Annotated in this window: 11 protein-coding genes; 3 read left to right on the top strand and 8 right to left on the bottom strand. The window is 36.1% G+C overall.

Annotated elements, in window-relative coordinates:
* Window positions 1–5: 5 nt before the first annotated feature.
* The gene (locus ABXH06_RS15230) at window positions 6–1,034 is read right to left on the bottom strand and encodes a DUF3549 family protein (protein WP_353518759.1); all 1,029 of its coding nucleotides are present in this window, start codon (window positions 1,032–1,034) and stop codon (window positions 6–8) included.
* A 74-nt stretch (window positions 1,035–1,108) separates the two neighbouring features.
* Between ABXH06_RS15230 and truC the strand changes: the two genes are divergently transcribed.
* Complete coding sequence (gene truC, locus ABXH06_RS15225) at window positions 1,109–1,873, top strand: tRNA pseudouridine(65) synthase TruC (protein ID WP_311583781.1); 765 nt, start codon at window positions 1,109–1,111, stop codon at window positions 1,871–1,873.
* Window positions 1,874–1,896: 23 nt separating this feature from the next.
* On the opposite strand, the gene ABXH06_RS15220 is transcribed toward truC, so the two are convergent.
* The 5 genes from ABXH06_RS15220 to ABXH06_RS15200 all read right to left on the bottom strand — a co-directional run bounded on the left by ABXH06_RS15220 (window position 1,897) and on the right by ABXH06_RS15200 (window position 8,354).
* On the bottom strand, window positions 1,897–2,244 hold the full coding sequence (locus ABXH06_RS15220) for a hypothetical protein (RefSeq protein WP_353518758.1): 348 nt from the start codon (window positions 2,242–2,244) through the stop codon (window positions 1,897–1,899).
* Window positions 2,245–2,494: 250 nt separating this feature from the next.
* Window positions 2,495–3,325, bottom strand: coding sequence for a 2,3,4,5-tetrahydropyridine-2,6-dicarboxylate N-succinyltransferase (gene dapD / locus ABXH06_RS15215; RefSeq protein WP_311583777.1), 831 nt, complete (start codon window positions 3,323–3,325; stop codon window positions 2,495–2,497).
* Between the two features lie 32 nt (window positions 3,326–3,357).
* Window positions 3,358–5,982, bottom strand: a complete 2,625-nt coding sequence (glnD, locus tag ABXH06_RS15210; RefSeq protein ID WP_353518757.1) for a [protein-PII] uridylyltransferase — start codon at window positions 5,980–5,982, stop codon at window positions 3,358–3,360.
* A 63-nt stretch (window positions 5,983–6,045) separates the two neighbouring features.
* Entirely contained in the window at window positions 6,046–6,834 is a 789-nt protein-coding gene (gene map, locus ABXH06_RS15205) for a type I methionyl aminopeptidase (protein WP_311583773.1), read from the bottom strand.
* 227 nt (window positions 6,835–7,061) lie between these two features.
* The gene (locus ABXH06_RS15200) at window positions 7,062–8,354 is read right to left on the bottom strand and encodes a dipeptidase (protein WP_353518756.1); all 1,293 of its coding nucleotides are present in this window, start codon (window positions 8,352–8,354) and stop codon (window positions 7,062–7,064) included.
* Between the two features lie 204 nt (window positions 8,355–8,558).
* Here ABXH06_RS15200 and ABXH06_RS15195 point away from each other — a divergent pair, with 204 nt between their 5' ends.
* Both ABXH06_RS15195 and ABXH06_RS15190 read left to right on the top strand, forming a co-directional pair.
* Window positions 8,559–8,708 carry a DUF2986 domain-containing protein gene (locus tag ABXH06_RS15195; RefSeq protein ID WP_311583769.1) on the top strand — a complete coding sequence of 50 codons (150 nt, stop codon included), beginning with the start codon at window positions 8,559–8,561 and terminating at the stop codon, window positions 8,706–8,708.
* Between the two features lie 186 nt (window positions 8,709–8,894).
* Window positions 8,895–9,536, top strand: coding sequence for a DUF1707 domain-containing protein (locus ABXH06_RS15190; protein WP_353518755.1), 642 nt, complete (start codon window positions 8,895–8,897; stop codon window positions 9,534–9,536).
* 75 nt (window positions 9,537–9,611) lie between these two features.
* Here ABXH06_RS15190 and dsbB read toward each other — a convergent pair whose 3' ends face one another.
* Entirely contained in the window at window positions 9,612–10,130 is a 519-nt protein-coding gene (gene dsbB / locus ABXH06_RS15185; RefSeq protein WP_311583765.1) for a disulfide bond formation protein DsbB, read from the bottom strand.
* 255 nt (window positions 10,131–10,385) lie between these two features.
* Window positions 10,386–11,975, bottom strand: a complete 1,590-nt coding sequence (nhaB, locus tag ABXH06_RS15180) for a sodium/proton antiporter NhaB (protein ID WP_353518754.1) — start codon at window positions 11,973–11,975, stop codon at window positions 10,386–10,388.
* Window positions 11,976–12,056 lie beyond the last annotated feature (81 nt).

Genomic DNA, 12,056 nt, shown 5'->3' with positions numbered 1-12,056 from the left:
TGGTTTTAACCTTGTGCTGTAAACAGTTGGCCAATTGCAACTGAAAGCGTTTCACTACGTTCTGTGCTTCTCATACATTGAAACAAAATAGGACGAATAGTAGGTATCGCAACTAAGTCTTTAAAAATAGCGGTAAACAATTCGAAATCCTGTTTAGCAGCTAAGTGCTCTAAAAATAGCATAATACGTTTATCATTGTTTAACGTTGTCCAACACCTACCTGAGATGCAAATTAATAAATCAGTGTCTAATTGTTCTTTATTTAACAAATTAAGAAAATAGTTATCTACTAACGTATGTTCAGTGGATGAAGCTAAGCTACGCAATAACATTTGTTGTTTATCGAGGTTATCCGAAGGAGTCTTTGATAGTAAGTGAAGTAAAGATTCAATAATACATAAGGATAATGTTTTATTTTCTAAGGCGCCACATAATGGACTCAATACTTCAAACGGAAGATCAGCTAATGAATTTGCGATTAATTCATCATGCTCTTTATCGCCAATTCTTGCGACAAAATCCGTGATACCTTGTACACCAATAGTTTGCCATTGCTGCCAGTTTTTATCGGTTAAATAACGTTGAAAACTTTGATAATGTTGACTGGGTGGCGATTTCAAATCGAATGAAATTAAACTATTTAACATAGCTAATTTATATTGTGAAGGAGTAAATATATAAGGATTGCTCTTTAATAATTCTTCCTGCTTTTCGGTGGGATCTACTGATAAATCCGCGCCGAGTGCTTCAGCAATAATTGCGACAAAGTGATTTCTAGCCCCTTGGTTTAATAAACCCCTCTCATCTAATGGTAATTTCACAAACCATAAAAAGGGTTGTGGAGATTGTTTTTGCCAAAAAGTAATAGCTAAATGTGCATGACCTTGAAAAGGAGTAGGATAGGGAAGTTGATTTAGCTCTACTTTATTGAATGTTTCTTTTGATAGTTTATCAATTTTTCTTCCTAGATCGTAAACACGAAATTGGCAGTTAGAAAGCGTCAAAAGTTCGGAAATAGAAGCAATGGTCGTCATAAGTAAATTAACTATCGAATAATGGCGGCATTATAGAGATAATAGAAACTAAACTCCATCACCGTAAGAAAAAATTGTCCGCTATTATTACTGAAAAGCCAGAGTTAACTATTCTTTATCAAGATGAATATCTAGTCGCAATCGATAAACCTCCTGGACTTTTTGTTCATCGCAGTTTTATGGATAAAGACGAGATATATTTCGCCTTACAGTTAGTGCGTGACATGGTTGGTCAATATGTTTACCCCTTGCATCGATTAGATAGACCTACGTCCGGTGTTTTGTTATTTGCTTTAACCGAAGAAGTCGCTCGAATTATGGGACAAGCCTTTACAGATAAAACCATTCAAAAAACTTATTTTGCATTAACGAGGGGACACTTATTTGGTGAGGATACCCTTGACTATCCCTTAAAAGAAAAGCTAGATAAATTAGGTGATAAAAATGTGAATCCAAATAAAGAGGCGCAAAGTGCTATTACTCAATATCAAGCCGTTGCTCATGCAGTATTGCCAATACCATTAGGGCGATATGATAGTGTTCGATATAGTTTGCTGAAATTATTACCCGAAACCGGAAGAAGACATCAAATTCGCCGACATTTAGCACATTTGCGTCATCCTATTATTGGCGATATAAATTATGGCGATAACAAACAAAACCCATTTTTCAGTCAGTATTTCGGATTTAAACGATTAATGCTTATTGCCAAATCGTTATCGTTTGCACATCCCATTCATCAAAATCTGCTGACTATTACTTGTCAATTTGACCAACAATGGCAAGGTGTTTTTGAGCAATTATCATGGAAGCTTGCAGACATTGAAATGTCAGTTTGATTTATTAGTTCATCTTAAATGGTTTAATAAGGACCACTCATACGAATGGCATTAATATCTTCAGCGATCAAATGGCTATAAATAGAGGTTGGTTGCTGACGAGAAGGTTGTTCGGCTTTGTTGCCTGTTATCATCACAGCATTAACAAAAACGGGCGCTAATTGCTGTTGATATTTATCTTGTACTTGTGCAAAAGCTAGCATTAGTTTTTGATCTTCTGTCACCGGTCTATTTAATAATGACATCATCAAATAATGATCAGAGATTAACGGTTTTTTTTCAATGGCTTGGTATTGTACCGTTTTCGTACTGCTACAACCGATAGCAGTAAATAGTACAAAAAATAGTATTAAGTAAGTTAGTTTTTTCATATAGCACGCGATTATTTGTTCATGTCATTACTGACATCGCAAGCGGTATGCCAAAATAAAAATAAAGCAAAATTTATGTCTTGTTTAAATGCTAGCTATCTGAAAAATAAATGAAATTAATTAGGTGCGTTTGATTCAACTTTCATTTTAACTACGGTAATTTAGTCGGATGTTGAAGTTGATTTTACAAGTGTCAAAAAAATAACGCTAGCACGACACTAGCGTTATGTTGACCAGAGTATGGTTGTGATTATTCTTCAGAAACTGATCGAAGTAATGCGTTTATGCCAACTTTAGCACGTGTCTTGGCATCTACTTTTTTAACGATAATCGCGGCATATAAACTATATGTACCACACTTACTAGGAAGATTTCCCGGTACAACTACTGAGCCTGCTGGAACTCTTCCGTAGTGAACTTCACCGGTTTCACGATCAAAAATGCGCGTGCTTTGACCGATATACACGCCCATAGAGATCACGGCACCTTCTTCTACTACTACACCTTCAACGATTTCAGAACGAGCGCCAATAAAACAATTATCTTCGATAATAGTAGGACCTGCTTGTAAAGGCTCTAAAACACCACCGATCCCAACACCACCTGATAAATGGACGTTTTTACCTATTTGTGCACAAGAGCCAACCGTTGCCCATCCGTCAACCATACAACCTTCATCAACATAAGCACCTATATTGACAAAGCTTGGCATAACAACAACATTCTTACCAATATAGCTACCGGTTCGTACAGAAGCTCCAGGTACAACTCTTACGCCATCTGCTTCGAACATTTCTTGTGTATAGTCGCTATATTTCATTGGAACTTTGTCAAAAAAGGTACTTTCAGCCCCATCAATTACTTCGTTATCCCATATACGAAATGATAGTAATACCGCCTTTTTAAGCCATTGATGCACAACCCATTCGCCAGCAATTTTTTCAGCGACACGGGCTGAGCCATCATTCAATGCAGCAAGGGCATCAAGCACAGCGTTTTTTACTTCTGTGGTGACGGTGGCCGGGCTTATATTCATACGATCATCAAACGCTTGTTCAATGATTTTTTGTAGTTCAGACATATTTCTTCCTAAATAGCTTTAAAAATAAATGGTTACATAGCTGTGTCGTCGCACAACTTGGTGGATAATTCTTGCTGTTCTTTAGCGGTTAATGCTTTTTCATCCAAAGTTGAAACAATAAACATATCTTCTACTTTTTCGCCAAACGTGGTTATTTTGGCGGAATGGATATGTAATTTACATTCTTGGAACACATTGGCAAATTGTGCTAACAGTCCCGGTCTATCTAACGAGGTAATTTCCAATAACGTATTTTTCTTCGACTTGGTTTCGATAAAGCTAACTTGCGTTGGCACATGAAATTGTTTAAGTCGATTTGAAATAGGTTTAAATTTAATATCGGCAGTTTTACTTTCTAGCACTTCTGTTAGTGATCCTGCTAATTCTAACGCGCGATATTTATCATCGATAGCGTTTCCTTGCTGATCTAAAATAACAAAAGTATTGGCAGTATAGCCTGTTTTGCTGCTGATAATTTTTGCATCATGAATAGAAAAACATTTTGAACCGAGTAATGAAACAATTTTAACAAAAATATTTGCTTTATCTTTAGTGTAAACAAAGACTTCGGTTCCTCCTCGATAAGGATACGGGCTTATTAACACTAAAGGCTCATCTTTATTGTGTTTTAGGATGTGCTCGGTATGCCAAACAATTTGTTCTGGTGCATAGCGTAAAAAGTAATCCGCTTTAAATTCTGACCAAAGAGTTTTTATTTCCGTTTGGCTAATATTTTTCCCGATTAATAAGTTGATGGCTTGTTGTTGGTTTTCTCGTATTTTTGCTCGTAAATCAACCGGCTTTTCTAAGCCTCGTCTAAAGGCACGTTTAGTGCTGTTATATAACTCTTCTAATAAGTTTTCTTTCCAGCTATTCCATAAACTTTCATTGGTTGCGCGCATATCTGCAACGGTTAAGCAATATAGGTAATCAAGATGTGCTTCATCTCTAACGATATTGGCAAATTTAGCAATAACTTCTGGATCAGAAATATCTCTTCGTTGAGCCGTTACCGACATCAACAAATGATGCTTAACCAACCAAGAAATCATTCGGCCATCGTGATCACTTAATTTATGTTCTTTACTAAATTCTAAAGCATCAATGGCCCCTAAATCGGCGTGACTACCCCCTCGACCTTTCGCGATATCATGAAAAATTCCAGCTAAAAATAATAATTCAGGCTTTCTGATCCTTTGAACAATTTTACTACACAGTGGAAATTCATCATTGTGCTCTTTCTGATTAAATCGATAGAGGTTTTTGATCAACCGATAGCTATGTTCATCAACTGAATAGGCATGAAAGAGGTCAAACTGCATTTGTCCGGCGATGTTTCTCCAGGCAGGTAAATATGCTCCTAAGATTGAATGACGGTGCATTAAGGTAAACGGTAAACCTAATCCTCTAGGATGTTTGATGATTTCTAAAAATAATTGACGACAACGTTCATAATCCATCATTCCTGAAACTAAGCGTCGTCTTGCATTCCTCATTAAACGTAAAGTATTCGGGTGTAAATCGGTAATTTCTTCGTGTTTAGCAATCAACAAAAACATTTCCATGATCTTCGTTGAACGCATAAAGGTGCGATGGTTGGTTACTTTTATTTGTCCGTCGAGAATAATAAAATCATCATTTATAACCGTCGTTTTATCATGTACTTTATTTTGAATAATGGCATATTCAAAATACTGTAATAACATTTTATTTAATTCGGCGACACGACCAATAATACGGAAAAAGCGTTTCATCATTCGCTCAACCGCTATTTTTCCCTCTGCACCAAAGCCCATCATATCTGCTACATCTGCTTGGTAATCAAATAACAATCGATTTTCGCTTCGGCCAGCAATAAAATGCAATGCGCCACGCATACGCCATAAATAATCCTGACACTCTAATAATTCAAAGTATTCATTTTGTGTTAGATATTTATGTTGCACTAACTCCTCTAATGAATCTGCTTTAAAGTGGCGTTTTGCAACCCAGCCAATAGTTTGTATATCTCTTAAGCCACCAGGGTTAGCTTTTAGGTTAGGCTCTAATGTATAGGCGGCACCATTATATTGTTTATGACGTTCTAGTTGTTCTTCTCGTTTTGCTACAAAAAACTTTTTCGAAGTCCAAAACACATCTTCATTTAACAAGGGTTGTAAATGCTGGGTTAACGCTTCATTACCGCAAACTTGACGCATTTCCATTAAATTGGTGGCAATCGTGACATCATTAACGGCTTGTTTAAGACACTCTTTGATACTACGAACACTATGGCCAATATCGAGTTTTACATCCCAAAGCTGTGTAATAAATGCCGATATTTTTTCTTCAAGCTCAGGCTCTAAAATTTCTTGCGTGAGTAATAATATGTCTACATCTGAACAAGGATGAAGCTCGCCTCGTCCATAACCACCAACGGCAATAAGGCTAATTTGGTATTCATCTAAATTATGTTGACACCATAATTTTGTAAGCACCTGATCGACAAATTCTACACGCGCATTTAAAATATTTGTGATGTCATCAATAATAAATTGCTCTTTTTGCCATTGATGAAAGGCATCGTTTAGCTGACAAATCTCCTTTGATGACATTTGTGGAGCACTGATAGAAAGTGATTCAATAAACTCTAGTGGTACTAATGATTGAGTATGCAATGTCAGATATTCTCTTTGCTAAACAAATAAAAAGCCTGAAATGGCCAGACTGATAATGTGATTTTAATTATGTAAAATTCTACTAATAGTATCGTCTTTTCGTAATGTTAAGATTTCACAACCTGTTCTTGTCACTACGATAGTGTGTTCCCACTGTGCAGATTTTTTGCCATCAATCGTGTAAACCGTCCAGTTATCTTCTTTATCAAGGACAGTGTTTGCGCGGCCAAGATTGATCATAGGTTCAATGGTAAAGCACATGCCTTCTTGCATTTTTGTTTTGTCATTGTTTTTATAATGAACGATTTGTGGATCTTCATGAAACTCAGTACCAATACCATGACCACAATACTCTTTGACAATAGAATAGCGACCAGACTTTTTGATGAATTTTTGAATGGCAGCGCCAATTTCACCAAATGTATTACCCGGTTTGACTTTCTTTAATCCCACATAAAGTGCTTCTTGGGTAATACGACATAATCGATTGTCCTCAGCAGATACATCGCCAATTAAAAACATTTTACTGGTATCACCATGAAAGCCATCTTTGATGACTGTAATATCAATATTTATAATGTCGCCATCTGCAAGGGGAATGTCATTAGGGATCCCGTGGCACACAACATGATTCACAGAAGTACAAATAGATTTAGGAAAACCGTGATAATTTAATGGGGCAGAAATCGCGTCTTGCACCTTTTCGGTATATTCGGCGCAAATGGTATTTAGTTCATCCGTTGTAATGCCAGCTTTAACATGTGGTTCTATCATTTCTAACACATCCGCTGCTAATTTTCCGGCAACACGCATTTTAGCAATTTCTTCCTGATTTTTTATAACGATGGTCATTTATACCTCAAAAGGGATCGTTTCATGTTTATATGAATAAAGGTTAATTTTACCTGTTTTTTGTAGGGATAGACAATGGCGTTCGGTGTTGTTTTATCCAATATCTTCACATTTTCTGCGAATAAGCTTTAACAAAATAAAAATATAGCGCGTTAAACAGTATTGATCTCGTAAAATTACAAAATCAATACTGAAAACCAGCCCCTTTTAGTCTTTTTGGCGCATTGTTAACTTTTATTTCTAAGGGTTAATGCAACTTTTTCCACGTCATCTAAAACGCGTAATAAATTACCTCCCCATAGTTTTTCAATCTGTTGTTCAGTGTAACCTCTTTTCACTAATTCAAGTGTTACATTGAAAGTTTCAGACGCATCATTCCAACCAAGAACACCGCCACCGCCATCAAAATCGGAACTAATGCCGACATGTTCAATACCAATAAGGTTGACCATATAATCAATGTGATCAACAAAATCACTCACATTCACTTGTTGAATCTTTTTGCTTATTTTTGCTATTTCAGGTTCACCTAACTGACTTATTTTGTCATAAAAATCCCAATATTTATCTAAATCGTCAGCCGACAGTGCTTTACGTTGTGCACGAGTTAAAATGCTTTTACCTTCTTTTTCGGCTATTTTTTGTAATATTTTAGTTTTAGCAGCAGCGAATACTTTTGATTTTTCACCATTTAAATACGATCTAAAGGCAACCGTTTGCACAACTCCACCATTTTCTTTTAGCAACATTAACTCTTCATCGTCTAGGTTTCTGCTATGATCATACATTGCTCTACTTGCCGAATGAGAAGCAATGACAGGGGCTTTTGATAATTTCATCATTTCAATATTGGCAGCTTTAGATGGATGTGAAATATCAATCATGATCCCCCATTTATTCATTTCTTTGATCACTTCTCGACCTAAATCACTTAAGCCATTGTGTAACCATTCTTGCTTGGCATCACCAGTATTTGAATCACTCAGTTGGCTATGACCATTATGAGCTAACGACATATATCGTGCGCCTAAGTCATAGAATTTTTTGACATTATTGATATCAGTCCCAATAGGGTAGCCATTTTCAACACCGATCATCGCAACTTTTTTACCACTTTTAAAAATGCGGCGAACATCATTTGACGTTAAAGCTAGCGCTATTTTATCGGGGGCAATTTCATTGGTTAGGCGATGGATAGAAGCAAATTTTTCTAGCGCCTTTTGATGAGCTGCTTGATAACCTTCAGGCGTAAGTTCGCCTTGTCCGGTGTAAACAATTAACCAAGATACATCTAAGCCACCTTCTTGCATCTTAGGCAAATTCACTTGGCTTTTTAAACGCATAGTATAATTTTTATCTTTAGAAAAATTTGCATTACTAAAGTCATTATGAGTATCTAAAACAATAACTTTGTCGTGAATAACTCTCGCTCGTTCTGCTAATGATAAGGTTGGGGAGGTAGAATTACATCCTGCTAGAATTATCGCCGTGATGGCAAGTACCGTGTTCTTTAATGTCATTATGTTGTTCTTTATTTACTATTTAAGAGTAGTGCTAAGCATAAATTGTTTTACCAGCAAATAAAGTAAATTGCGATGAAATACTATTTAATACGGCTAAGTTTAAAGGCGTAAATTCTTTTCCTACGTCTAAGCACTATTATCGCTAGGATCACTTCTCTGTTAGAATGATGAACAATAAATAAATTTGATGAATAAAAGATAATGAACAGAAAAAAGAAAATCAATAATGCCTTAAAAAGTAAATTGAAAAAAGCCAATGCAAAATTACATAAAAGTAATAAACCTCGTTATATTTCAAAGGCTGAACGAGCAGCGATGGCAGAGGCTGAAGCGTTAGAAAAAGACGTTTAAATTTAGCTTGACGGTATGTTGTGTATTTGACTAAAAACTGATCGTTTAAACGAATTATGTCTGAATTTAATGTTTTAATTAAACTGATAATCACCTAACTCATTGATATTTATCTTCTTTAATCTTTGGTTCGTAAATTGCTTGTTTACCCCGTAAAAGATAGCTGGCCAGAAAAAGGAAATACTTATGCCTGTTGCAATAGAAGACAGACCGATTGAAACTGTTCGTGAAGAAGTCATTGATCAACTGATTATGAATTATAGCCATGGAAAGCTATCTTATGAAGCATTTGAGCGTCGTTTAGATACTGCAATGGCAAGTCAAAATCACAAAGAAATAGCGGCATTAGCTGAAGATTTAGACTTAAATGTAGACAAAGAATACCAAGATAAAAAACAGCGCGACTTTTACGCAAATGTTGCACCGAGTGAACATGAAAATACTGAATATTTGGTAAATATTTTTGGTGGTAGCGATCGTAGCGGTGCGTGGACAGTGCCGAAAGAATTACGTTCGCTCAGTATTTTTGGAGGAAGTAACATCGACTTTAGTGACTCTAAATTCTCGCAAAAAGTAACGAGGATAAAAGTACTCTGTATCTTTGGTGGCGATAATATTTATGTACCTGAATACGTAAATGTTGTCTCAAAAGCATTTTGTGTGTTTGGTGGTGTAAATAATAAAGCGCCTTCAATTGCTGATAGAAATGCCCCTTGTATTCTTATAGAGGGCTTTTGCCTTTTTGGGGGGATAAACATTAAGTTAAAACGAACCATCAAAGAAAAGTTTGTCGCTTTTGCCGATAGTATGAAAAGTATGTTCCATTAGATTTAACGAGTTTACTTGGGTTTTATCTACTGTAATGAATCGCAGATAAAACCCATTTAGTCTCGCTTTTTGATGTTAAAACATTTTGTGTTGTTGAAGTCGAGCAAGTAAAACAGTAGCAAATAAAGCCGTATATATACCATAAACAACAATCATCCATTGTGGCATGCTATAGCCTAAAAATTGCCAATCAATATTTCCACAATCTCCCGTCGCGGCAAAAAGTGCTGGTAGCCATTCGTGAAGAGGTGCCCAACTGGGGAAGTTTGGTACAAATTCACAACTGAATAAAAATGACATCGTTGCGCTTTGCATTTCTACATGCTCTAAAGCTATTAATAATCCCCAAATAGCACCTGTCCCCCACAGTGTATAAGCGATCAAACGACCAAAAATGTATTGGTGTGAGAAACTACCAATAACTCCAGCAAAAAAGATCGCCCAAATAGCAACACGTTGATAAATGCACATAATGCAAGGCTTTAATTCCAAAAGATATTGAAAGCATAAAGCGGTAATTTCAAAAACAAGCGCACTGATTGCCAGTAATTGCCAGGCTTTTTTATTAGAGATCAAGTTACTTAAAAATTGCACAGAAAGTCCTAAAGAAAATTTAGCTGAAATTCAGTTTCTTAATTAACTTACGTGAAACAGAATTCAGGTGATAGATTATTTTTATCATAAGAGTATAAAACGACTGAAAAAATTTCACTATGGCTTTTATTATAAAATGTAAACATTCATGTGTGAATAAATTTACAAGCAGTACATTTATTTTTAAAGGTCAAAAAAAACGCCTAATGAAAAAACATCAGGCGTTTATCAGTTTAATGATTAAAATCGAGAATATTAATGACCACTTTTAACGGGGCCTATCTCATCAGCACTGTGGTGGTTGATTATGCCAGATTCATAATAATCCGCTGTCTTTTCTTCAAGAAATCCTGATGAAATCATCAATAAGCCGACAATGGTTAAAACAATCGTATAAGGGAAAGCCATAACCACCATTCGTCCGTACGATAATCTTACTAACGGAGCCAATGCCGAAGTTAATAAGAATAAGAAAGCAGCTTGGCCATTAGGAGTTGCAACACTTGGTAAGTTAGTACCTGTGTTAATTGCAACCGCTAGTAAATCAAACTGATCTCTGGTAATAGTACCAGCGACTAAGGCTTTTTGAATTTCAGTTATATATACGGTACCAACAAAAACATTATCACTGACCATAGACAATAAACCGTTAGCTAAATAAAACATCACTAACTGCATATTACCTTCATAAGTTAATACCCAAGTAATTACAGGAGTAAAAAGTTGTTGATCAATGATCACCGCGACAACGGCAAAGAAAACGGCTAATAAAGCTGTAAAAGGTAAGGCTTCTTCAAAAGCGTGGCCAATCTGATGTTCTTCAGTAACCCCAGTAAAAGTTGTGGCTAAAATAATTACCGATAACCCAATTAAACCAACGGGTGCTAAATGAAGGGCTAAACCTATGATTAACCAAATGGCAATCACACCTTGCATTACGAGTTTAATATTATCGCTTTTGGTACGTTTTTCACTTTCGGCGATATCGAAATCATTTAAGTTTTGATGAACGTTGCTGGGTAACTTTACTCCATAACCAAACCATTTTAATTTCTCTAATAAAACACAAGTGATCATACCTGCGACAAAAACAGGTGCCGTAACAGGTGACATACGTATCGCAAATTCAACAAACTCCCAACCGGCTTGCTGACCAATAATTAAGTTTTGCGGTTCACCTACTATGGTGCAAACCCCACCAAGTGCAGTACCAACACCAGCATGCATTAATAAATTGCGTAAATAACCACGAAATTGTTGTAAATCGTTACGAGAGTACTCTGTTACTTCGTGATCGGATGTGTGGTCATGGGCAATATGGTTAGCCTTACCTGAAGCGACTTTATGGTAAACCGAGTAAAAACCAATCGCGACACTGATTATCACAGCGATAACTGTCAAGGCGTCCAAAAATGCTGAAAGAAAAGCACCTGAAAAACAAAATAATAGTGAAACTAACGTTTTAGACCGAACTTTCGTGACTATTTTAGTAAACAAGAACAGTAATAAGTTTTTCATAAAGTAAATACCTGCCACCATAAAAATAAGCAGTAAAATTACTTCAAAATTCACGATCATTTCGTGCATCACTTGAGAGGGGGTTGTCATACCCATAGCAACCGCTTCAATGGCAAGTAGACCACCCGGTTGTAGTGGATAACACTTTAAAGCCATCGCGAGAGTAAAAATAAATTCAATTACCAACGCCCAACCTGCGACATAGGGGTTGATAAAGAAAAATAAAATTGGATTGATAATTAAAAAAGCAATAATGGCTAATTTATACCACTCAGGCGAGTTTCCGAGGAAGTTCTTATAAAAAGCACTCATAGATGATTGTTGCATATTGACCCTTTTAAATAGGTTAAACAAACGGCTAACTAGCGTTAATTGTTTGTAGTTATTATTAATTATTAGACACTTTCA

Source organism: Thalassotalea sp. SU-HH00458 (assembly GCF_040362795.1).
GTDB classification, from domain to species: Bacteria; Pseudomonadota; Gammaproteobacteria; order Enterobacterales; family Alteromonadaceae; genus Thalassotalea_H; species Thalassotalea_H castellviae.
Note: the sequence above shows the minus strand (reverse complement) of the source record. Positions and strands in the feature narration are given on the sequence as shown.